Here is a 22,723-nt window from a genome sequence, read left to right as displayed (position 1 = left end):
GGCGTGGAGGCGGCCGAGGCGCTGGAGGCCCGGCTGGGTGACCCGACGCTGCCGGACAACCCGCACGGCTACCACGCCATCACCGCCAGGGACGAGAGGGACGAGTTCCCCACCGAGCTGACCTCGGCGCTGCGCGAGAGCGGGTTCCATCTCGCCTATCTGCCCGAGCGGTTGGGGGGAACGTTCACCGGCTTCGAGGACAGCCTGGTCCTGGTGCGCACCGCGGCGCGGCGCGATCTGGCGGCGATGCCGGCGACCATGTTCTCCATCACCGCCGCCGTCTGCCTGCTGCTGCGGGGCTCCCCTGGGCAGCTGGACGACGCGGCGCGGCTGCTGGCGAGCGGGGGCAGCATCGGGTTCGCGCTGTCGGAGGCCGACCACGGCAGCGACCTGCTGGCGAACACGGTGCGGCTTCGTCCGGCCGGCGACGGCTCCGGGGCGCTGGCCCTGGACGGGCGGAAGTGGCTGGTGGGGCGCGGCCAGACCTGTGAGAGCGCCTATGTGGTGGCCCGCACGGGGGAACGCGGGCCCGCGGCCTTCACCGCGGTGCTGGTGGATCTCACCGATCCGGAGTGCGCCCCTCGGGTGCGTCGCGGGCCGGCCGTGCGCACCACGGGGATGCGCGGCATCGACTTCGCCCATCTCGACTTCGACGCCTTCCCGGTGCGGCCTGACCAGGTGGTGGGCGGGCCGGGCGAGGGGCTGGAGAGTGCGATGCGGGCCCAGCAGGTGGTTCGGGTGATGAGCCTGGCGGGCAGCCTGGGGTGCGCGGACACCGCGCTGCGCGCCACGCTCGGCTTCGCCAACTTCCGCGCGCTGGGCAGGAAGCCGCTGATCGCCGCCGGCCACCCGCGGCGCGAGCTGGCGGTCGCCGCCGCCGCGCTGCTGGCGGCTGACGCGACGGCGCTGGCGGCGGCGCGCGGGCTGCATGTGGCCCCGGAGACCTTCAGCGTGTGGGGGGGGTGCGGCCAAGCACGCCGTCGCCGAGGCCACCACCGATCTGATGCAGCGGTGCGCCGGGGTGCTCTCCAGCACGGCGATGCTGCGCGGCGAGGGCCCGGGCGGCGGGGTGTTCCAGAAGGTCATGCGGGACGCGGCCCTGGTGCGGGTGGTGGACACCAGCACGGTGGCCAACCTCCGCTCCTTCGCCGGCCAACTGCCGGCCGTCGCCGACCGGATGCGGGCCCAGGCCACGCCGGAGGCGCTGGCGGAGCTGGCGGCCCTGACCCGGTCGGCCTTCCGCGCCGGGGTCGACCGGCCGCCGTTCGCGCCGGAGCTGCTTGACCTGAACGCCAGGGGCCGGGAGCCGGTGACCGCGCACGCGACCGCGCTGGCGGTCCGGCTGGTGGCGGACGACGCGACGTTCGCGCCGGCCGATCTGGTAGGGCGGCAGGTCGCGCGACTGGCGAACGCGCTGACCTCGCTCCCCGAGCGGATCGCCGAGGCGCCGCGCGGCGGGGAGGCCCTGACGGACCTCGCCGAGCGGTTCTGCTGGCTGCACGCCGCGGCCTGCTGCCTCCTCCAGTGGTGGCACAACCGGGACGCGGCGCCGTTTGGGACAGAGCCGGGGGACGCCGGCTGGCTGGGCGCCGCCCTCGCCTATCTGCTGGCTCGGGCCGACGGCACCGATCCCCGGCGGGAGGCGGCGGCCCTTGAGCCGGCGCTGGAGACCGTCGTGTCCCTGCTGGAGCGGCGGCTGCTGTTCTCCAGCGTGCCGGTGCGGCTCGCGGACCAGACCGATCCCATCTCACACGACCAGGGGGAAACGTGGCCTCATCCGAACTGATCCGGCTAGCGCAGGCGCTGGAGGAGTATCTGGGCGATCCGCACGCGCCGACATCCCTGATGCCGTACACGGAGATCCTCGACAGCGACGAGCGGGAGGAGTACCCCTATCCGTTCATCAACCTGCTCCAGCGCTGGGGCGTGCACGAGTACGCGCTGCCCGAGCGGCAGGGTGGCCGGGCGGGGGACGTGGAGATCGGGTTCGCGCTGCTGCGGCTGGTGGCCCGCCGTGACCCCACCACCGCCACCGGGCTGATCATCACCAACCTCAGCTTCCTGCCGGCGTGGATCGCGGGCTCAGACGCGCTGCGCCAGCGCATGGTGGACGCCGCCCGCCGGGGGCACCGCTATGCGTGGGGACTGTCCGAACGGGCGCACGGCAGCGATCTGCTGAACAACGAGACCCGTGCCCGCGAGGAGCCCGGCGGCTACCGCCTGACCGGGGAGAAGTGGCTGATCGGCAACGCCAGGGTCGCCGACAGTCTGGTCGTGCTGGCGCGGACCTCGGAGCGGGGCGGGCCGGCCGGCTACTCGGTCTTCGTGGTGGACAAGCGCCAGGTGCCGGCTGGCTCGGTGGACGAGCTGCCCCGGGAGCGGCTGCACGGCCTGCGCGCCCTGGACATGAGCGGCTTCCTGCTGCGGGACGTGGCGGTGCCCGAGGAGGCGCTGGTCGGAGCGGCCGGGCAGGGCGTGGAACTCGCGTTGAAGAGTTCGCAGGTGGCGCGGGTGCTGATCAACTCGATCGCGCTGTCCTGCACGGACACGGCGCTGCGGCTGGCCCTGGACTTCGCCGACCGGCGGCGGGTTTTCGGCACCACCGTGGGCGACATCCCCTACTCGCGGCGGCAGCTCACCGAGTGCTTCGCCGATCTGATGGTGGCCGACGCCGTCTGTCTGGGCGCCGTGCGCAGCCTCCAGGTCGTTCCTGAGCAGTCCAGCGTGTGGTCCTCGGTCGCCAAGTACCTGGTGCCGACCCTGCTTGAGCGGACCGTCTCGCAGCTCAACGTGGTGCTGGGCGCCCGGTTCTATCTGCGCGACCACCCGCACTACGGCGTCTACCAGAAGATGCTGCGGGACCTGCCGGTGGCCAACTTCGCGGACGGCAACACCGTCGTCAACCTCAAGGCCCTCTCGGCGCAGTTGCTGGCGCTGCTCGGCAACGAGGACAAGGGGGACCGGGCGGCGGCCGAGGCCAACAGCGCGGTCCTCTTCGACCCGTCCGCGCCGCTGCCGCCGTTCAAGCCCTGGCGGCAGGAGCTGTTCAGCCGGGGCCGGGACGACGCGCTGCTGGCTCTCCCCGGGGCGGTGAAGCGGCTGCGGGCCCTGGCGGCCGATGCGGAGGGGGACGAGCGGGAGTGGCTCACACGCTGCCTGGCGGTGGCCGATGACCTCCCGGGCCGCGCGGACGATCTGCTGCGGCGCACCCGGGAGACCCGGGAGCTGCTTGGCCGGGACTTCGGGCAGTCGGCTGAACTCTTCGACCTGGCCAAGGAGTACTGCCTGGTGCACGCCATGGCTGGCTGTCTGCACGTGTTCGTGCGGCTGCCGCGCGCGGCCGACTCGGCTCCGCTGCCGAGCGCGGCGCTGCTGCTGCTCCAGCTGGAGCGGATCGCACACCAGTGGCGTCCGCACGAGCGGCTGACCGACGCCGGAGTGATCGACGAGGTGATGCGGGTGCTGCGCGAACTCCACGGGCGTGACCGGCTGTTCTCCCACTGGCCGATCGCGCTGGCCAAGCGCGCGGACCTGTCGGCGGCGGCGCGGTGAGCGCGCCACCGGTCGGCCCAGGCGTCGGTCGGCCGGGCCCCTCCGTCATCAGCTGGGTGCCCGCGGTGCCGGGACTGCCGGTCGGCGACGGCGCGCGCCTGCTCGGCGGGGCCGAGGGGCGGAGCCAGCCGCCCGCGGTGGTCTCCGTCGACCTGTGGACCCTGCCCGAGGCCGAGGTGCCCGGCTTCGCCGAACGACTGGGCGGCATCGGGGTGTTGGCGCCCGAGGAACGCCACAGGATGGCCCGGTTCCGCTCCCTCGGGGCGCGTCGGCGCTACCTCGGCGGCCGGCTGCTGGCCCGCCACGCGCTCAGCCAGGTGGCGGGCGGCGATCCGGCGGACTGGCGCTTCCTTCCCGGCCCCCACGGCAAACCCCGGGCGGATCCGGCGGGACCGCACTTCAACGTGTCCCACACCGCGGGGATGGTGGCCTGTGTGGTCTCGGCCCACCACCGCTGCGGGGTGGACGTGGAGCGCACCCGGATGCTTCCTGAGGCACTGACCGCCCTCTCCCGCCATCTCGCCCCGGCCGAACGCGACGCGCTGGCGGAGGTGCCGCCCGAGCGGCGGAGCGCGGAGGCGGCGGCCTACTGGGTGCTCAAGGAGGCGTATCTCAAAGGGCTGGGCGTCGGCCTGCTCAGGGCGCTGGACAGCTTCGCCTTCACTCCCCCGCACCGGGCGCAGGCCGTGGTGTGCGATCCGCCCGAACGGGCCCGCCACGACTGGCAGTTCGACCTGCTTTACCCGGGGCCCGACCATGTCGTCGCGGCGGCCGTCGAGAGCACGAGGCCCATCAGGCCGCGCCTGACCCGCCTCTCGGCGGACCATCCCGACCTTCCCACGCCCACGAGGGGCCACCGCCGGCTCTGAACCGGCGCCGCCGACCCCGGCCCCGGCCGGCCGCACATCCCGCTTCTGCCCACGCCATCTTCTCTCTGGAGGAACGCCATGTCCGCACAGCCCCCGTCCCGTTCGCCGGGCCGTCCCTCGGTGGCCGTGGTGGGAGCCGGAATCGCCGGCCTCGCCGCGGCCTACCGGCTACGCGAGCACGCCGAGGTGACCGTGTTCGACAGGGAGGCCCGGGCGGGTGGACACGCCAACACCATCGAGGTCGAGGACAACGGCCGCGTCCTGGGCATCGACACCGCCTTCGTCGTCTTCAACGAGCCCAGCTACCCCAACATGACGACCTTCTTCTCGGAGCTTGATGTCCCCACCCTGCGCCACCAGGGCGGGTTCCTCTTCTTCGACCTCGACACCGGCCTGCGCTTCGGCACCCAGGAACTCGGCCTTCCCGAGGAGGAGTTGCGTGGCACCTACGACGAGGAGCTGCTGACGATCCACCGGGAGGCGCGACGCTTCCACCGTGAGGGGCGCCGGGACTTCCTGCGCAAGCGCACCGACATGCCGCTTGGCGAGTATCTGGACCGCAACGGCTACAGCGAGGCGTTCCGCTACGGATACGTGATCCTGCTGGCGACCGCCGTGTGGTCGGTGCCAGCGGAACTCGTCTGGGAGATGCCGACCACGACCGTTATCGCCTTCTTCATGGCGCACGACGAGGCGGGTCTCGGTGGCGCCGGGGTGGACTGGCGCACCGTCGAGGGCGGGTCCATCACCTACGTGCGCAAGGCCCTCGCGGCGATCGACGCCAAGCTGCGGCTCGGTGACGAGGTGCTCGCCATCCACGAGGAGGCCGACCAGGTGGTCATCAGCACGGCGGCCGGAGTGGCGTACTTCGACTACGTGGTGTGCGCCGTGCACGGGGACCAGGCCCGCGAGCTGCTGACCGAGCCGACGGACATCCAGCAGCGCGTCCTGGCCAAGATCCGGTACAACCAGTCGCTGGCGGTGCTGCACACGGACACCTCGGTGCTGCCCGCCGACCGGGCCCGGTGGGAGAACTGGAACTACGGCAAGCTCCGGGTGGCCGGCGAGACCCGCCCCTATGTGGCCTACTACATGAACAGGCTGCACCAGCTCGACACGGAGCGGGACTACCTGGTGACCCTGGACTACCCGGGCGAGCTGGACGAGGCGCGGATCATCCGCGAACTGCCCTACTCCCACCCGGTGATCGACATGGACCTGCGGCGGCTTCAGGAACACATCTACCAGGTGAACGTGGGCGGCCGGGTGAAGCTGTGCGGCTCCTACTTCCACTCCAAGCGGCTGCACTGGGACCAGATCGGCTCGCACGAGGCCGCCTTCTCCGCCGGCACCGAGGCGGCGGCCCAGCTGCTGAGGGAACTGGGCGTGAGCTGAGCCAGGCCCACCAGCACACCGTGCTGGTGGGCCCGCACCACATGCACATGACCCCGCGTCGCGTGATTCAGCGTTCACAGCGGACCTAGGCGCCCTCGCTCTGTTCACCGGGCGGGCTCCCGGGCCCGCTGTAGCGGGTCGCCGACTCGTTCTCCTGCGCCATCCGGCGCAGGAGAAGCAGCACCGGCTCCATCATGACGGTCACCAGGATGGCCCGCTCCGCGATGTCGAAGGGATCATCCCGCACCCCGTCGAGCTGCTCCAGGTCCTGGACGGCCGTCTCCTTCGCGAGCCGCCCGTACGGCACCAGGGAACTGCTGTCAAACGGAAGGCCGACCTCGGCCATCCGCTGAAAGGATCTGGCCAGCTCCGTACGCAGTTCGGAGTGCGGGTGCAGCTTCCACTCGAGGCTGTCGATCAGCCCCTCGGCCTGCTCGCGGTAGGTCTCCGGAACCTCCTGTCCGTCATGCTGTCTCCTGTCGTCCGTCTGGAGGGCGCCGAGGACCAGCCCGAGGACGCGGTGCAGGTTGCCCTCCTGCTCGGAGACGGCTCGGAGGATGTCGCTGGTGGCGCTCACCGAGAGGCCACGCACCGACACCAGGGCGCGGATCAGCCGCAGGTATCGCAGGTGGTCGTCGGTGTAGATGGCCTGGTTGTAGGCGGTCGGCATACCCGCGGGCAGCAGTCCCTCCCGCAGGTAGTACTTGATGGTAGTGACGGGCACACCACTGAGGCGGCTCAGATCGGAGATGCGCACTTTGCGAATCCTTCAACGGAAGTTTGTAGCGTCTGGCGAGTAACACTCTCTAGAATCGATAGAAGTACTCGCCATCTTCAGCGATAGCTGCAAAAGATTCACAAGCCCCCCCGCTTGGAGCTGAGGCATGCCAACCCTGCCATGGACCGTACCGAACCCACCACCTCAGGGACGACAGACGGTCGTCATGGCGTCCCGCCTGGAGGTGCGGAGACTTGCGGACGTGCCTCGGTTCTTCCTGAGATCCTTGGCCGCCTGGCGGCAGGTGCGGAAGGCCCCCGGCGCCTACGGTGCATCACTGATCGCGCAGCCCACCAAGCGAACCTTCTGGACGCTCTCCGCCTGGGAGAGCAAAGAAGCGCTCTACACATACGCGAAGACCGAGCCCCACAAGAGCATCATGACCGGGCTCCGCTCCGTGATGCGGACCTCGACCTTCACCCAGTGGGACTCCACCACGGACGATCTGCCGATCTCCTGGGACGAGGCCAGAAAGCGACTTCAGGAACAAAAGGCCCAGCAGGACGGCCTGTCAGGTACCCAGTGAGCGCGCAACGGAGAACGAGAGCGATTCGGGAGATGATCGATGCCTAGCACGTCAAGCCAACCCGCAGGGATCCAGGGCCCGAAGCAGGACGCCGCCCCGGCCACCAAACCCGTGTGGCTGGTGGTCCTGGCCTGCAGCCTCCCCATGTTCATGGTGGCCCTGGACAACCTCGTCGTCTCAACGGCCCTGCGCACCCTCGCCGTCGAACTCCAGGCGGACACCCAGGACCTCCAGTGGTTCGTCAACGCCTATGTCCTCAGCTTCGCCTGCCTGCTGCTCACCGGCGCGGCCCTGGGCGACCGCTTCGGCCGACGCCGGGTGTTCACCCTGGGGATAGCGGCGTTCACGCTGGCCTCGGTCTACTGCGGCATGGCCGACACCAGCGGGGAGCTGATCCTGGGGCGGGTGTTCCAGGGCTTCGGCGCGGCGGCTGTCATGCCCCTGTCCCTGACACTGCTCTCGCACGGTATTCCCGACCGGCTCAGGGGCCTGGCACTCGGTCTGTGGTCCGCCATCAGCGGAGCGGCCATCGCCATGGGCCCCGTGGTCGGCGGGGCCGTCGTGGAGGGCATCGCCTGGCAGTGGATCTTCTGGATCAACGTGCCCGTGGGGCTGGTGGCCATCCCGCTCGCCGTGGTCACGCTCCGGGAGAGCAGCACGCCCTCGACCCCGCTCGACCTGCCGGGCATGGTGCTGGCAACCGGCGGTGTCCTCGCCCTGGTGTGGGGCATCGTCAACGGCGAGACGGAGGGCTGGACGTCGCCGGAGGTGCTGCTGTCCTTCGCCGGCGCCGTGGTGCTGTTGGCCGCCTTCGTGCAGTGGCAGCGCCGGGCGCCCGCCCCGCTGCTCCCGCTGTCGTTCTACCACTCCCGCTCCTTCACCCTGAGCAATCTGGTCTCGGGCACCATGTACTTCGGGGTCTTCGGCTCCATCTTCCTGCTGGCCCAGTACCTCCAGGTGGCCCCCGAGCGGACCGCGCTCCAGGCCGGCGTGCTGACGCTGACCTGGACCCTGGTGCCGATGTTCATCGCGCCGATCGCCGGCGCGCTCACTGACCGGGTGGGCGGCGGCCGACTGATGGCCCTCGGCCTGCTGCTCCAGGGAGTGGGCCTGTCCTGGATCAACCTGGTCTCCGGGATCGACACCCCCTACGCGCAGCTGGCGGCCCCGATGGTGATCGCGGGGGCCGGCATGGGTCTGGTCTTCGCGCCGACGGCCGCCGTGGTGCTCGGCTCCGTCAGCCGCGACCACGCGGGCAAGGCGTCCGGAGCCAACATCACGGTGCGTGAGATCGGCGGGGCGGTGGGCATCGCGGTGCTCAGCAGCATCTTCGTGGCGCAGGGCAGCGACCTCAACGCACAGGAGTTCGTCAACGGCATGCAGCCGGCGATCTGGACCGGTGTCGCCGTGACGCTCGCGGGCGCGGTGCTCGCCCTGGGCATCCCGCGCAAGCCGGTGGTCGCCGACAGCCGGGAGAAGAAGGAGGACCAACCCGCGCCACGCGGCCCAGAGGCAGCCGCCGCGCCGGAGACCCCCAAGGCCGTGGCGTGAACGTCCCCCGTACCCGATTTTCCGAGAGCTAGAATCCAGATGAGAAAGACAGCGAACGAACGCCGCGAAGACGTAGTCCGCGCAGCGCTAAGCGGCTTCTCGCGATACGGCCTCCACGGCACGTCAACTGACTCCATAGCTCGGGATGTCGGTATTTCCCAGCCCTACCTGTTCCGCCTCTTCCCGACGAAGCGCGACATATTCCTCACTGCGGGGCGGGTCTGCTTCGAGCGGACCTACCACGCGTTCGCCACGGCGGCCCGGGGCAAGACGGGCGAGGACGCCCTGGCCGCCATGCGTCAGGCATACGGCGAACTGGCGGCCGACCGCGAACTGCCCCTGATGCAGATGCAGCTCTATGTGGCGGCCAGCTCGGACGAGGCGGTCAGGCAGCAGGTCTCGGCCTGGTGGAAAGGTCTGTGGACGCTGGTCTCCCAGACGACCGGCCTGCCGCCGCACAGCATCACCGACTTCATGGCCTGCGGGATGCTGATCAACGTGATGGTCGCCCTCGGCGTGTCCGGCGACCACCAGGGGTGGGACGTCCTCGGCAAGCACGGCAGGAACGCCATGGGTGACCTGACCGAAAGCTCCCCGCCCCTGAAGGTCGTCCGGGCACTCTTCTCATAGTCTGCCGCCGCCCGTTCTCGTTGTGATGGATGCCGGATTTGGCAGGTTGCTCCCGTTCTGCCGGATGGGTGCTGGTGATATGTCGTCGGGGAAGAAGGGGCCGGTCAGGTTGACTGGCGAGGATCGTGGGCGGTTGGAGCGGGTGGTGCGGAAGGGGGGTCCGTCCGGCGTCGACGGTCCGGCGGGCGCGGGTACTGCAACGCCCCTTTGAACCTGAGCTGGACACCTCGGTCGGAGCGGGGGAATCCCGTGCGGTGGTCGCGGCTCGGGTCGGGGTGTCGATCGAGACGCTGCGGCTGGTGGCGACGCGGTTGGCTGAGCTGAGACCGGTGGCGGTGTTCATGCCACGATCGCGCGGAAGAAGCGCGACCTCCCGCCGGTGCCTTCGCCGGTCACCGGTGAGGTCGAGGCCCGGCTGATCGCGGTGGCCTGCTCGGCCCTGCCCCAGGGCCATGCCCGGTGGTCGCTGAGGCCGCTGGAGAAACACGTCGCGCTGGCCGAGGACATCCCCGGCCCTGACCACTCCGCCATCGGACGGGTGTGGAAAAAGCGGAACTGCGTCCTCACCTGAGGAAGTGCTGGACCGTCCCACCACGGGCGAACGCCCCGTTCGCGGCCTGGACGGAAGACGTGCTGGCCGTCGACGCCCGGCCCCATGACCCGGCGCGTCCGGTGGTGTGCATGGACGAGAAGCCCTACCAACTCCTCGGTCGCGCCCGCGCCCCGCTCCCGGCCGGCCCTGGCAGGGACCTCAAGGAAGACTCCGAGTACGTCCGGCACGGCACCTGCTCGATCTTCTGCTGGGTCGAGCCCCTGCGTGGCTGGCGACGGGTCGACGCCCGGCCCCGCCGTACCAGGACCGACTGGGCCCACCAGGTCGGACAGCTCCTGACCCTCGACTACCCCGACGCCCAGGAGAATCGCGCGGACCATGGACAACCTCGGCACCCACGCCATCGGGTCCCTCTACGAGGCGTTCGAGTCCGGCGGAGCGCTCGCGCTCGCGCAGCGGCCGGAGCTCCACCACACCCCCTGACACGGCTCCTGGCTCAACATCGCCGAGATCGAACTCCCCACACTGACCCGGCAATGCCCCGACCGCCGCATCAACGACATCACCGTGCTCAACACCGAACTCGCCGCCTGGCACCAAGCCACCAACACCCAGCAGCGCCACGTCCAGGGGCGGTTCACCACCGAAGACGCCCGCAAGACTCAGATGCGACTCGCTCCTACCGCAGTGCGTCGACAGGGCCGTCATGTCGCTCGATCCCACCGGCAGTGCATCCGGAAGATGCCGTTGGTGTGAGCTGGGCGGCAGTAGTCCAGCCACGCCCCGGCAGCGCCCGCGGCGCATGCGCGTGGAAGTCCCTTGAACGGCAAGGCCGTCAGCTCGCCTCTCAATCCCGGTCCCTTCCCAGCCCCTGGTCATGAGACCCCAGCTCCGTGCGTCCGCTCCGGCCACAGCGACGCCGTCCCTGGATCCGAGACGATGCGGCGGCCGTCGGCGTTACCGCGTCCAGTCGTCGAGGCCACGCCCGGCCTCCGGCCCCAGCCAGCCGAGAGGGCGGCGCTCGAAACGCACGCGGAGTCACAACGTCCGGCACCGCAAGGCAGGACGGCCGCAGCCCGAAGAACCGGCCCGGCCGTGGGAGTTCCCCCGGGACCTTCCGCCGCATCAGACGGCAGCCGCGAGACAGAATCGAAAGAGCATATGCGCAGGTCAGCGGCACGTCGGCGCGCAACGCAGCAGGTCGGGCGACCGGTTCGCCTCTTCCGCAACATCTGGGGCGGGGCGCGCGAGGGCGCCCACGCGGGGGTACGCCGGGCGCGTGCGGGGGCGCGTGCGCCGGGACGCGGACGCGGGTGGCACGGCGGGCGCGGTGGACGCGGGTGGCACGGCGGACGCGGTGGGCGGAGGGCCGCCGCGTCCACCGTGCGCCGTCATGGTGCGGTCGGTCGGCGCGTTCGGCGTGGGATGACGCCCGGTCAGGCGGTGACCGGGAGAACCTCCTCGGTCTCCTGGTCGACGACGCTCACCCGGATCGCCTGCCCCGCCGGGCGGTCACGATGGGCGGTGGCGTCCATGGCGAACAGGACGGAGACCGGCCGGTCCCCGCCCTCGGCCCCGCGGGCGCCTGTGTAGTGCAGGAACCGCCAGCCGTCCGCGTCCCAGTGCTCGACCAGGCCCGACCTGATCAGCGGCGAGACCGTCTCCCAGGCGAGGGAGCGCTCGAGCAGCTCGACCGAGGCGGCGACGGGAACGCGGTGCGGCGCGCCCTGCGGCTCCCCGGAACGGGCGCCGCGGGCCAGGGGGTTGCCCAGGAGGCGCAGCCGCAGCCGCCGGAAGACGACGGGGCCCTCGGACAGATAGACCAGCGCGGCCGCGCCCGCGGCCAGCAGGGCCAGCGCCGGGAGCGGCCCGTCGGCCAGCGCGGACCACCAGGGCCCGTCGGCGCCGAGTGCGGCGGCCCCTCCCCCGGCGACCAGGCCCGCCCTGGCGAACGCCCGCCAGGTGACGGGCTGGGTGTCGTTCGCGGTGCAGCCGCAGGAGGACTCGGGGGCGACGGCCTTGGCCGCGCCGAGGTAGCCGAGGAACGCCACTCCCATGAGCACCGTGCCGACGGCCGGAACGGTGGCCTCGGGCGCGGCCAACAGAGCGGCGGCAACCGCGACTTCGGCGGCGCCCGAGGCCCGAAGCACCCGGGCCGCCCGGCGCGGGCCGCGCACCAGCCGGGGCAACGCGGTCCTTCCGGCCTGGGCGAGCAGGCTCCTGCTGCGCAGCTTGGCCAGCCCGCTCCAGCCGAGCAGGCCCGCGATGAGGAGCGGTGAAACGGTGGCGATCAGCGAGAACATCCGCGCCCCCCCGTCAGTGGCCGACCGTGACGCGGACTAGGTCGATGGAGTTGTCCGCGGGGCGCCAGGCGCCGAGGACCTGGGCGGGCTGCCCGATGCGGAGGCGGGACAGGTCGGACGTCAGCGCGCCGCCCGCGTAGGAGGCGGCCGTCTCGGGGATCGTTCGGGCGACCAACTCGTGGCCGCCGTGCGAGAGATGGAGGCGGTCACGCTGGATGCCGCGGATGGTGGTGTAGAGGTTGACGATGTTGACCCAGACCGCGTCGGCGGCGATCGAGCCGTCCGGCATCTCGACTCCCCGCGCGTAGAGCCCGTCGCCGACCTCGATGGCGTCGGCGGTGGTGGGGCGGGTCTTCCAGATGCTGGTGGCGTTGGTCAGCTGGATCCGGTGCGTCTCGCCGCGGGAGCCCGCCACGTGGAGAACGCTCCCCTTGACGGCCCCGATCCGGCCCTCGGCGAACGACGTCTGTGTGACCGCCGGGTCAAGGGAGGGGGCGGGGGCGGCGAAGGCCGCGTCGGCGTCGAGGGCACCGAGCGCGGAGGCACCCACGATGGTGGCGCCGCCGAGGGCGGCGGAGGCGAGGAAGCTGCGGCGGGCGGGCGAGGTGCGCGTGGGGGTCATGGTGTCCGCTCCTGCCGTTTCACTCGGTGATGAGGACGGGCAGCACGCCCGAGTCGAGGCTGCCGATGGCCGTGAACGCCGCGGGCGTGAGGTCGAGCACGCGGTTGATCCGGCAGGAGCCGCCGCAGCAGCTCTGCTCGCCGCAGAAGCTGCGGGTGCGGGGGCCGCAGTCGGTGATGGTGATGCAGACGGTCGCGCCGGAGCACTGGTGGGTGACGTTCATCACCGAGCCGCAGCCGCGGCGCGGGATGCCGCCCTCGCCGCACAGGTCGGGCCGGGTGATGTCCCAGCACGCCTGCGACGCGTTGGGCCAGGCGCCATGGTTGGCGGCGGAGGCGCAGTTGCCGCAGGCGCCGCCGCCCGCGGAGCCACAGGGGCCCCAGGCGGCACCACAACAGAACCATGTGGTCTCACCCGCCCAGAGCGCGTTCGAGGAACAGGCCATGTCGAATCTCCCTCACTCGCGGCCGAGAATGACGTGTGCATGACATGCTTGCATGAAGGGCGCGTACATGACAGGCGCAACGTTGGACGCGCCTATGATCCTCGGTCCGCTGTACGGGCACCAGAGGGCGTCCACAGGCCGCATGACTGGTGGTCATCCGGGGGATGACGATCGAAGGACCGGTAAACACCCGGCTGCGGTGAGGAGTTCCGTCATGGACCATGCGCTGGACAACAGGCTGGACAATCGGCTGGACAACAAGAGCCGTCGGCACACCCTCGTGCTGTTCGGCGTCACCTGTGTCCTCGCGGTGCTCGCATCACCGCTCTTCGTGCTGTACGAGCTGCTGCTCGGCGCCCTGGGGCTCGTGGTCACCGGGGTGCTTGCCCGGCACCGCGAGGGCGCGGGAGCCAGGGCGGCGACCGTGGTCTTCGCCGGGCTGCTCGCGGGCAGCCTGCCCTATCTGGCGCTGGCGCCCTTCGTGTGAGGAACGGCGCGCCGACGCACGGGCGTCGGGCGCGCGGCCCCTTGACGGGGTGGCGGATGGCGGGAGCGCCGGGGGACCGGCGCTCGGCGGTCAGGAGGGGTGCAGCGCCAGCCGGTCAAGGACGGGCCGATACCCGATGCGGCGGTATATCTCGTTGCTCGTGGGGTTCGCGAGGTCGGTGAAGAGGACCACCTCGCGGGCCCCCTCCTCTTGTGCCCGGGCGCTGACAGCGGCGGTGACCGCGGCGGCGTAGCCCCGACGCCGGTGCTCGGGTGGGGTGTAGACATAGGAGACCCGCACCGCCCCGGCGACGCGGCGGGTGGTGGAGGCGACGGACACGGGGGTGCCGTCCTCGCGCTCCCAGAGCGCGAACCCCTCGTGACTCAGCCGGTCGTCCACCAGCGCGGCGGTGTCGCCCGCGCTGCCCCCGGCCTCGTGGGTGAACGCCTCACCCCAGGCGATCAGCAGCTCCCGGTCGGCCGGGGTGGCCGTCCTGACGCGCCCCGGGGGTATTGGCTCGGGTGGCTCGAGGGCCTTGAGCCGATGGAGGCGTGAGGCACGGCCCGTGCGTATCTTCCCGGGCCAGGCGGCGGCGAACGCCGCGGCGTTCCCCCGGACCACCTCCACGGTGTCCGGTCGGTCCTCGGCGCCGGAGATCAACTCGGCCAGGGGCGCGACGGCTTGGGCGGGCAGCGCGGTCAGGTGCAACGGGTGCGGCGGGGTGCGCAGCAGGACGCCCCCGACCGCGCCCTCCTCCCCCAGCCACCAGCCGAACAACGGCGGCACACCGTAGAAGCGGAGGCCGCGAATACGGAGCGTGTCTAGCACGCTGAGCTGCACGGAGTGCTCGGCGGGCCGGGCATGGAGGAACACCCCGGCGGCGGCCAGGAACACATCGAGATCACGCGTGACGCTCCAGCTCATGCACCCCATCCTGCCTGGGCTGACGCCACGAAGGAAGCACGTTTTCGATTATCGCTCGAATGAGTGAATTGCCCCTTCGGGCATGGCGGATGGGCTTGGCGGTGTCGTATACCGGAGGAGAGCGATCACTCAGAGTGATCAGGGAGGAGGGGTCATGGCCGCGCGGCGAAGCAGCGGGTCACCAGGGCAGGTCGCGGATCTGTTCCACGCACAGGATGAGGAAGAGGACGCCCGAGGCCAGCAGCATCAGGTTGCTGAGCGGGCCGTTGCGCCACTCCCTGGTGACGCGGCCGGTGTTGAGGAGCCAGAAGAGGGTGAGGGCCAGGAAGGGCATGAAAAACGCCCCGACGACGCCGTAGGTCAGGACCAGGCCGATCGGCTGGTCGAGCCACAGGAGGCCCATCGGCGGGAAGGTCAGCCACAGCAGGTACGCGCGGAAGGGCCAGGAGGTCTCCCGCTCCTCGGGGGCCACGGCCCGATCGGGGCGGACATGGCCCACGAAGTCGGTGAAGAGCAGGCTGACGCCGTGCCAGACGCCGATCACCGAGCTGAAGGAGGCGGCGAAGAAGCCGATGAGAAAGAGGTTGGCGGTGGCCGTGCCGAAGCGGTCCTCCAGGACCTCACCCACGTCGAGCAGGCCCCGGTCGCCGCTGGCGAGCGCGATGTCAGCGGCGTTGAGCAGCTCGGCGCCGATCACCAGCATCGCCACGACGAACAGACCGGTGGTCGCGTAGGCGACGCGGTTGTCCAGGCGCATCATGGGTATCCACCGCGGGCCGGTCCACCCCTTGGCGGTGACCCAATAGCCATAGGCGGCCAGCGTGATCGTGCCGCCGACGCCGCCGATCAAGCCAAGGGTGTAGAGCACGGATCCATCCGGAAGCACCGGCAGAAGACCGGCGCCCAGGGCCGCCGTGTCGGGGCCGACGCGGATGGCGATGCCGACCACCACGACGAACATCACGCCGACGAAGCCCATCATCAGCTTCTCGACGACCGCGTATCTGTTGAACCAGACGCAGACCAGGCCGAGCAGGCCGGAGATGATGCCCCAGGTGCGCAGCGAGGGACCCTCGGGCCAGAGCGCGACCAGCGGCATGGCGCTTGCGGACATGGCCGTCGCGCCGTAGACGAAGCCCCACACCGTCACATAGATCCCGAAGTAGACCATCGTCCAGCGGCCCAGCGAGCGCCAGCCGTCGAAGATGGTGCTGCCGGTGGCCAGATGCCAGCGGCCGGTCGCCTCGGCCAGGGATATCTTGATCAGACACCCCAGCACGGCCGCCCACACCAGCGTGTAGCCGTAGCGCTCGCCCGCCACGGCGGTGGCCACCAGGTCGCCCGCGCCGACCCCCGTCGCGGCGACCACGAGTCCGGGGCCGATCAGACGCCACCGTGCCTTGGGGAGTTGAGCCTCTTCGCTCGCCTTGGTCATGACAGGCATCTTGCCCACAAAATCAGTCACCGAACAGAGTGGTGCGCGACCATACTGAGGCGGGTGTTCCTGACGATATCCACGACCGGCGATGCCGCCCGCCCCGCCACTGACCTCGGCTTTCTGCTGCACAAGCACCCGGACAAGGCCCAGGAGTTCTCCACCGCGGCGGGCGCTGCCCACGTGTTCTACCCGGTGGCCGAAGTCGAGCGCTGCACCGCGGCGCTGCTGCTCGACGTCGATCCGGTCGCGCTCGTACGGAATCGAGGCCGGGGGCGCGGGGCGGCCCCCGACGCGACGCTCGCCCAGTACGTCAACGACCGGCCGTATGCCACGTCTTCGCTGCTCGCGGTGGCACTGGGCCAGGTGTTCAGGACGGCGATGCGGGGCCGGTGCGCGGCGCGGCCCGAGCTGCCGGGACACGCGCTGCCGTTGACGGTCGAGGTGCCCGCGCTTCCGGCGCGGGGCGGGGCCGAGGTGGTGCGGCGGCTGTTCGAGCCGCTGGGATGGGCGGTGGAGGCGGATCCCGTGCCGCTCGACCCGGAGTTCCCCGAGTGGGGCCCGTCGCGATATGTAGGACTGCGGCTGACCGGGACGGTCACGGTCTCCGCGGCGCTGCGGCAGCTGTATGTGCTGCTGCCGGTGCTGGACGCGGCCAAGCACTACTGGATCACCGAGGAGGAGGTGGACAAGCTCCTGCGGGCCGGGGACGGCTGGCTCGCGGGGCACCCGGAGCACAAGCTCATCGTGGGGCGCTATCTGGCGCACCGGCACCGGCTGACGCGGGAGGCTCTGTCCGCGCTTGAGCTGACGCGGCTCGCGGAGTCGGACGACAGCCCGGCCGAGGATCTCGACAACGCCGTGGCCGACGAGGCGGACGCCATGGTTGCCGCCGACGGCGCGGACGGCGTGGAGGTCGCTCCGGTGCCGCTGGCCGAGCGGCGGCGCGAGGCGATCCTCGCGGCCCTCGTCGGGACCGGCGCGACACGGGTGCTGGATCTGGGGTGCGGGGGTGGGCAGTTGCTCGCGGAGCTGCTCAAGGACACGAGGCTGACGGAGGTCGTGGGGATGGACGTGTCGGCGCGCGCCCTGGCCGCGGCGCACCGGCGGCTCGGCGTCGACCGCATGCCCGAGCGCGGGCGAGCGCGGCTGAAGCTGATCCAGGGGTCGCTGATGTACACCGACACCCGGCTCGCCGGATATGACGCGGCGGTGCTGAGCGAGGTGATCGAGCATGTGGACCCGCCCCGGCTGCCCGCCCTCGAGTACGCGGTCTTCGGCGCGGCCCGGCCCGGCGCGGTCGTCGTGACGACGCCCAACGCCGAGTACAACGTCCGCTGGGAGACGCTGCCAGCCGGGGAGGCGCGGCACCCTGACCACCGGTTCGAGTGGACGCGGGAGGAGTTCGGGGCGTGGGCCGAGGCCGTGGCCCAGCGGCACGGGTACGCCGTGGAGTTCCGCCCGGTGGGTCCCGATGACCCGGAGGTGGGGGCGCCGACGCAGCTGGCGCTGTTCCTGCACGAGGAGGCGCGGGAGACCGTGGGAGAGGAGGCCGCGCGATGAGCGAGATCACCGTGCCCGACCTGTCGTTGGTCGTGCTGATCGGTGTCACCGGGTCGGGGAAGTCGACATTCGCCCGGCGGCACTTCCTGCCCACGCAGGTGGTGTCATCGGACGCCTGCCGCGGGATGGTCGCCGACGACGAGAACGACCAGTCGGCCACGCCCGAGGCGTTCGAGCTGCTGCACTACATCGCGGGGAAGCGCCTCGCGGCCGGGCGGCTGACCGTCGTGGACGCCACCAACGTCCACAAGGAGGCACGCCGTCAGCTGGTGCGGCTGGCCAGGGAGCACGACGTGCTGCCGGTGGCGATCGTGCTCGACCTGCCCGAGCGGGTGTGCGCCGAGCGGAACGCCACGCGGGCCGACCGGGCGGGGATGCCGAAGCATGTGATCCCGCGGCAGCGCGGCGAGCTGCGGCGTTCGCTGCGCGGCCTCGAGCGCGAGGGGTTCCGGCACATCCATGTGCTGCGCTGCGAGGAGGAGGTGGCGGCGGCCACGGTGCGGCCGGTGCGGCGGTTCAACGACCTGAAGGACCGCACGGGCCCGTTCGACCTGATCGGCGATGTGCACGGCTGCCGGGCGGAGTTGGAGACCCTGCTGACCGAGCGGCTCGGCTGGGTGATCAGCCGCGACGAGGCGGGGCGCGCGGTCGGGGCGTCGCACCCGGAGGGCAGGACGGCGGTGTTCGTGGGCGACCTGGTCGACCGCGGCCCCGACAGCCCGGGGGTGCTGCGGCTCGTGATGGGCATGGTCGCCGATGGCACCGCGCTGTGCGTCTCGGGAAACCACGAGAACAAGCTGGCCCGCCACCTCAGGGGCCGCGTGGTGCGGATGACCCATGGGCTCGCGGAGACCGTGGAGCAGCTGGAGCGCGAGGACGCGGTGGACCGGGAGTTCCGGGGGCGGGTGCGGGAGTTCGTCGACTCGCTGATATCGCACTACCTACTGGACGGCGGCCGCCTGGTGGTCAGCCACGCCGGGCTGCCCGAGAAGTACCACGGGCGGACGTCGGGCCGGGTGCGTTCGCACGCGCTGTACGGCGAGACGACGGGCGAGACCGACGAGTTCGGGCTGCCGGTGCGCTACCCCTGGGCGGAGGACTACCGGGGCGCGGCGGCCGTGGTGTACGGCCACACGCCGGTGCCGCGCGCCTCCTGGCTGAACAACACCTTGTGCCTGGACACCGGTTGCGTTTTCGGCGGGGCGCTCACCGCGCTGCGCTGGCCCGAGCGGGAGATCGTGGACACACCCGCGGAGCGAGTGTGGTACGAGCCGGTCAGGCCGCTGGCCACCGAGGCGCCGGGTGGCGCGGACGGCCGCCCGCTCGACCTGGGGGACGTCGCGGGCCGCCGGGTGGTGACCACCCGGCACGCCGGGCGGCTGTCGGTCAGGGAGGAGAACGCGGCGGCGGCCCTCGAGGTGATGAGCAGGTTCGCGGTGGATCCCCGGCTGCTGATGTATCTGCCGCCGACGATGGCGCCCTGCGCGACCTCGGAGGAGGAGGGCTATCTGGAGCACCCGGCCGAGGCGTTCGCGGCCTATCGGGCGGCGGGCGTGCGCGACGTGGTGTGCGAGGAGAAGCACATGGGGTCGCGCGCCGTCGCGCTGGTGTGCCGGGACGGTGGGACGGCGGCCAAGCGGTTCGGGGCGCCGGAGGGGGTGCGGGGCGTGGTGCACACGCGTACCGGGAGGCCGTTCTTCGACGACGCGGGCACGGCCGAGGCGTTGCTGGGACGGCTGGCCGACGCGGTGACAGCGGCCGGGCTGTGGCGGGAGCTCGACACGGACTGGCTGCTCGTCGACGCGGAGATCACCCCGTGGTCGCTCAAGGCGGGCGGGCTGTTGCGCGAGCAGTACGCGGCGGTGGGCGCGGCGGCGGGTGCGGCCTTCCCGGGAGCCGTGGCGGCGCTGGATGCGGCGAGGGCGCGGGGCGTCGAGGTGGGCGACCTGCTGGCGCGGCAGCGCGAACGGGTAGGTGACGCCGAGGCGTTCAGGGCCGCGTACCGCCGGTACTGCTGGCAGGCGGGCCCCGGGCTTGCCGGGGTGGGGGTGGCGCCGTTCCAGTTGCTGGCCGCCGAGGGCCGGTCGCTCGCCACGCTCCCCCACGACGCGCAGTTGGGCCTGATCGATCGGCTGGTGGAGCGTGACCCCGAGCTATTGAGGCCCACGGGCCGACTGCTCGTGGATACCTGCGACGAGGCGTCGGTGGCCGCGGGTGTCCGGTGGTGGCTCACGCTGACCGGCGCGGGCGGCGAGGGCATGGTGGTCAAGCCGCGGGCGGCGTATGTGCGCGGCGAGGACGGGCGGTTGGCGCAGCCGGGCATCAAGTGCCGCGGCCGGGAGTATCTGCGCATCATCTACGGCCCCGAGTACACCCGGCCCGAGCACCTGTCGCGGCTGCGTGCGCGGCACCTCGGCCACAAACGCTCACTGGCCCTGCGGGAGTACGCGCTCGGCCTCGAGGCGCTCGATCGGCTGGCCGAGGGTGAGCCGCTGTGGCGCGTGCACGAGGCGGTGTTCGCGGTGCTTGCGCTGGAATCCGAGCCGGTGGATCCGCGTCTGTAGCCCCCGCCTGGCCCCGGGCCGGACCCGGGACCGGCCCCGGGCCGGTCCCGGGTACCGGGTCAGGTTCGAGGCGCCGCACGGCCGCGACCCGCAGGGGCGGCGGCCGCGCGGCGCGCTCCCCGGCGTGGACAGGTGGGCCCCGGTGTGGACGGGTGGGGAGGAGGGCCGGGGCCCGGCGGCGCAGAATGGGGGCATGACCTTTCATGTCGATTCGGAGACCGGGCGGCTACGGCGAGTGATCCTCCATCGCCCCGGTCTCGAGCTCAAGCGGCTCACCCCGACCAACAAGGACGAGTTGCTGTTCGACGATGTGCTGTGGGTCCGGAGGGCGCAGCAGGAGCACGACGTGTTCGCGGGTGTGCTGCGGGGCCGGGGGGTCGAGGTCCACCTGTTCGGTGAGCTGCTCGCGCAGACGCTCGAGCTACCGACGGCGCGGGCGCTGGTCCTCGACCGGGTCTTCGACGAGCGCGAGTACGGGCCGCTGGCGACCGACCGGCTGCGGGCGGCGTTCGACGGGCTGCCGTCCGGGGAGTTGGCCGAGGCGCTGATCGGCGGGATGACCAAGCGCGAATATCTGGCCGCGCACGACGAGCCGGTCTCGGTGCGCTTCCATGTGATGGGCCAGGACGACTTCCTGCTGCACCCGCTGCCCAACCACCTCTTCGCGCGCGACACCTCCGCCTGGGTATACGACGGGGTGGCGATCAATGCGATGCGGTGGCCGGCGCGGCAGCGCGAGAGCGTTCACTTCGAGGCCGTCTACAAGCACCACCCGCTGTTCGCGGGCTCCGCGCGGATCTGGTCGGACGGGCAGGGCGCGCACCCCTCGACGATCGAGGGCGGCGACGTGCTGGTGATCGGGAACGGCGCGGTGCTGGTCGGCCTGAGCGAGCGGACCACGCCGCAGGCCGTCGAGCTGCTGGCGCGACGCCTGTTCGAGGCGGGCTCGGCACGCGTGATCGTGGCCGTGGACCTGCCGAAGCGGCGGGCGTTCATGCACCTGGACACCGTGCTGACCATGGTCGACGGCGAGACGTTCACGCAGTACGCGGGGCTCGGGATGCTGCGCTCGTACACCATCGAGCCGGGCTCGGGCGACGAGCTGAAGGTCACCGACCACGCGCCCGAGCACATGCACCGGGCCATCGCGGCGGCGCTCGGCCTGGACCGGATCAGGGTGCTGACCCCCGTCCAGGATGTCCACGCGGCGGAGCGCGAGCAGTGGGACGACGGGTGCAACGTGCTGGCCGTCGAGCCGGGCGTGGTGCTGGCCTACGAGCGGACCGTGACGGCCAACACCCACCTGCGGGAGCAGGGCTTCGAGGTGATCGAGGTGCCGGGCAGCGAGCTGGGCCGGGGCCGGGGCGGCCCGCGTTGCATGAGCTGCCCGGTAGAGCGCGACCCGGTGTGAGCGGAAGGCTCCCCGGTCCCCTACCGGGACTCTGCATAGGCATGTAGGCTGCCGCATATAGTTCCGACGCTACGGAGTCGACATGGCGACAGAGCTCACCGGCCGCCACTTTCTCAAGGAGCTGGACCTCACCCCCGGCGAGTTCCGCTCGCTCCTTGACCTGGCCGCCGAGCTGAAGGCGGCGCGGCGGCTCGGGGCCGAGACCAAGGCGCTGACCGGCAAGCACATCGCGTTGATCTTCGAGAAGAGCTCGACCCGGACGCGTTGCGCCTTCGAGGTGGCCGCGGCCGAGCAGGGCGCGGCGACCACCTATCTCGACCCGGCCAGCTCGCACATCGGCTACAAGGAGTCGGCCAGGGACACGGCCCGGGTTCTCGGCCGGATGTTCGACGCCATCCAGTACCGGGGAAGCGCGCAGCGGATCGTCGAGGAGCTGGCGGCGCACGCCGGGGTGCCGGTCTACAACGGGCTGACCGACGACTGGCACCCCACGCAGATGCTCGCGGACGTGCTCACGATGACCGAGCACTGCAAGAAGCCGCTGGACGCGGTCGCGTTCGCCTACCTCGGCGACGCCAGGAACAACATGGGGAACTCGTACCTGATCACCGGCGCCCTGCTCGGGATGGATGTGCGGATCGTGGCGCCCGATTCGCTGTGGCCCAACGCCGGGATCCAGGCGGAGGCTCGGCGCCTCGCGGCCGCCACCGGGGCGCGGCTGACGCTGACCTCGGACGTCGCGGAGGGCGTGCACGGCGCGGACTTCGTGGCCACGGACGTGTGGGTCTCGCTGGGTGAGCCGCTCGACACGTGGGACGAACGGATCGCGCTGCTGCGGCCCTACGCGGTGACGGGCGACGTGCTGCGGGCCTCGGGGAACCCCGAGGTGAAGTTCCTGCACTGCCTGCCCGCGTTCCACGACCTCGGGACCGAGGTGGGGCGGGAGATCACCGCGCGGCACGGGCTCGACTCGCTCGAGGTGACGGACGAGGTGTTCGAGTCGGAGCACTCGGTCGTCTTCGACCAGGCGGAGAACCGACTGCACACCATCAAGGCACTGATGGTCGCCACGCTGACCTAGCCGGGCGCGCGGCACGCGCCGTTCACCTAGCGCG

Annotated in this window: 20 protein-coding genes; 14 read left to right on the top strand and 6 right to left on the bottom strand. The window is 71.7% G+C overall.

The features are described 5' to 3' along the window. Positions 1-3: 3 nt before the first annotated feature. The 5 genes from DEH69_RS06850 to DEH69_RS06835 all read left to right on the top strand — a co-directional run bounded on the left by DEH69_RS06850 (position 4) and on the right by DEH69_RS06835 (position 5,816). Positions 4-1,284 (top strand): acyl-CoA dehydrogenase family protein, encoded by a 1,281-nt coding sequence (locus DEH69_RS06850; RefSeq protein WP_258534494.1) that lies wholly within the window; start codon positions 4-6, stop codon positions 1,282-1,284. Positions 1,285-1,309: 25 nt separating this feature from the next. Beyond that, the gene (locus tag DEH69_RS32435; protein WP_258534493.1) at positions 1,310-1,786 is read left to right on the top strand and encodes a hypothetical protein; all 477 of its coding nucleotides are present in this window, start codon (positions 1,310-1,312) and stop codon (positions 1,784-1,786) included. Further along, entirely contained in the window at positions 1,768-3,552 is a 1,785-nt protein-coding gene (locus tag DEH69_RS06845) for an acyl-CoA dehydrogenase (RefSeq protein ID WP_113685970.1), read from the top strand. The genes DEH69_RS32435 and DEH69_RS06845 overlap by 19 nt, the downstream gene beginning before the upstream one ends. Further along, entirely contained in the window at positions 3,549-4,421 is an 873-nt protein-coding gene (locus DEH69_RS06840; RefSeq protein ID WP_113685969.1) for a 4'-phosphopantetheinyl transferase superfamily protein, read from the top strand. Before DEH69_RS06845 ends, DEH69_RS06840 begins: the two co-directional genes overlap by 4 nt. Before the next feature lie 78 nt (positions 4,422-4,499). Further along, positions 4,500-5,816, top strand: coding sequence for an NAD(P)/FAD-dependent oxidoreductase (locus DEH69_RS06835; protein WP_113685968.1), 1,317 nt, complete (start codon positions 4,500-4,502; stop codon positions 5,814-5,816). An 85-nt stretch (positions 5,817-5,901) separates the two neighbouring features. Here the strand turns inward: DEH69_RS06835 and DEH69_RS06830 are convergent, their stop codons facing one another. Continuing rightward, positions 5,902-6,573, bottom strand: coding sequence for a MerR family transcriptional regulator (locus DEH69_RS06830; protein WP_113685967.1), 672 nt, complete (start codon positions 6,571-6,573; stop codon positions 5,902-5,904). Between the two features lie 127 nt (positions 6,574-6,700). Here DEH69_RS06830 and DEH69_RS06825 point away from each other — a divergent pair, with 127 nt between their 5' ends. The 4 genes from DEH69_RS06825 to DEH69_RS31985 all read left to right on the top strand — a co-directional run bounded on the left by DEH69_RS06825 (position 6,701) and on the right by DEH69_RS31985 (position 9,872). Next, positions 6,701-7,120 carry a DUF3291 domain-containing protein gene (locus DEH69_RS06825; RefSeq protein ID WP_113685966.1) on the top strand — a complete coding sequence of 140 codons (420 nt, stop codon included), beginning with the start codon at positions 6,701-6,703 and terminating at the stop codon, positions 7,118-7,120. A gap of 39 nt (positions 7,121-7,159) precedes the next feature. Further along, a complete protein-coding gene (locus tag DEH69_RS06820) occupies positions 7,160-8,671 on the top strand; it encodes a DHA2 family efflux MFS transporter permease subunit (protein WP_113685965.1) in 1,512 nt (503 codons plus the stop codon). A gap of 39 nt (positions 8,672-8,710) precedes the next feature. After that, positions 8,711-9,301: a TetR/AcrR family transcriptional regulator gene (locus DEH69_RS06815; RefSeq protein ID WP_113685964.1), complete on the top strand. Its 591-nt coding sequence runs from the start codon at positions 8,711-8,713 to the stop codon at positions 9,299-9,301. A 379-nt stretch (positions 9,302-9,680) separates the two neighbouring features. Beyond that, complete coding sequence (locus tag DEH69_RS31985; protein ID WP_220131207.1) at positions 9,681-9,872, top strand: hypothetical protein; 192 nt, start codon at positions 9,681-9,683, stop codon at positions 9,870-9,872. A gap of 1,418 nt (positions 9,873-11,290) precedes the next feature. On the opposite strand, the gene DEH69_RS06805 is transcribed toward DEH69_RS31985, so the two are convergent. Genes DEH69_RS06805 through DEH69_RS06795 form a run of 3 tightly spaced genes read right to left on the bottom strand, consistent with a single transcriptional unit; the run spans position 11,291 to position 13,224 of the window. Then, positions 11,291-12,157, bottom strand: coding sequence for a MauE/DoxX family redox-associated membrane protein (locus DEH69_RS06805; protein WP_113685963.1), 867 nt, complete (start codon positions 12,155-12,157; stop codon positions 11,291-11,293). A 13-nt stretch (positions 12,158-12,170) separates the two neighbouring features. Continuing rightward, the gene (locus DEH69_RS06800; protein ID WP_113685962.1) at positions 12,171-12,779 is read right to left on the bottom strand and encodes a cell wall protein; all 609 of its coding nucleotides are present in this window, start codon (positions 12,777-12,779) and stop codon (positions 12,171-12,173) included. A 19-nt stretch (positions 12,780-12,798) separates the two neighbouring features. After that, positions 12,799-13,224: an RlpA-like double-psi beta-barrel domain-containing protein gene (locus DEH69_RS06795; RefSeq protein WP_113685961.1), complete on the bottom strand. Its 426-nt coding sequence runs from the start codon at positions 13,222-13,224 to the stop codon at positions 12,799-12,801. A 214-nt stretch (positions 13,225-13,438) separates the two neighbouring features. Between DEH69_RS06795 and DEH69_RS06790 the strand changes: the two genes are divergently transcribed. Next, positions 13,439-13,711, top strand: a complete 273-nt coding sequence (locus tag DEH69_RS06790; RefSeq protein ID WP_113685960.1) for a hypothetical protein — start codon at positions 13,439-13,441, stop codon at positions 13,709-13,711. A gap of 90 nt (positions 13,712-13,801) precedes the next feature. On the opposite strand, the gene DEH69_RS06785 is transcribed toward DEH69_RS06790, so the two are convergent. Then, on the bottom strand, positions 13,802-14,635 hold the full coding sequence (locus DEH69_RS06785; protein WP_113685959.1) for a GNAT family N-acetyltransferase: 834 nt from the start codon (positions 14,633-14,635) through the stop codon (positions 13,802-13,804). A gap of 178 nt (positions 14,636-14,813) precedes the next feature. After that, positions 14,814-16,070, bottom strand: a complete 1,257-nt coding sequence (locus DEH69_RS06780) for an Nramp family divalent metal transporter (RefSeq protein ID WP_258534492.1) — start codon at positions 16,068-16,070, stop codon at positions 14,814-14,816. 63 nt (positions 16,071-16,133) lie between these two features. On the opposite strand from DEH69_RS06780, the gene DEH69_RS06775 reads away from it, so the two are divergent. The 4 genes from DEH69_RS06775 (at position 16,134) to argF (ending at position 22,689) form a co-directional block, all read left to right on the top strand. Then, entirely contained in the window at positions 16,134-17,633 is a 1,500-nt protein-coding gene (locus tag DEH69_RS06775; protein ID WP_113685958.1) for a 3' terminal RNA ribose 2'-O-methyltransferase Hen1, read from the top strand. After that, positions 17,630-20,197 (top strand): polynucleotide kinase-phosphatase, encoded by a 2,568-nt coding sequence (locus DEH69_RS06770; RefSeq protein ID WP_113685957.1) that lies wholly within the window; start codon positions 17,630-17,632, stop codon positions 20,195-20,197. The genes DEH69_RS06775 and DEH69_RS06770 overlap by 4 nt, the downstream gene beginning before the upstream one ends. Before the next feature lie 193 nt (positions 20,198-20,390). Then, a complete protein-coding gene (locus DEH69_RS06765; RefSeq protein ID WP_113685956.1) occupies positions 20,391-21,608 on the top strand; it encodes an arginine deiminase in 1,218 nt (405 codons plus the stop codon). 82 nt (positions 21,609-21,690) lie between these two features. After that, on the top strand, positions 21,691-22,689 hold the full coding sequence (gene argF, locus DEH69_RS06760; RefSeq protein ID WP_113685955.1) for an ornithine carbamoyltransferase: 999 nt from the start codon (positions 21,691-21,693) through the stop codon (positions 22,687-22,689). Positions 22,690-22,723 lie beyond the last annotated feature (34 nt).

Origin of the sequence: Streptomyces sp. PT12 (assembly GCF_003311645.1) — a bacterium.
Lineage (GTDB): Bacteria > Actinomycetota > Actinomycetes > Streptomycetales > Streptomycetaceae > Streptomyces.
Note: the sequence above shows the minus strand (reverse complement) of the source record. Positions and strands in the feature narration are given on the sequence as shown.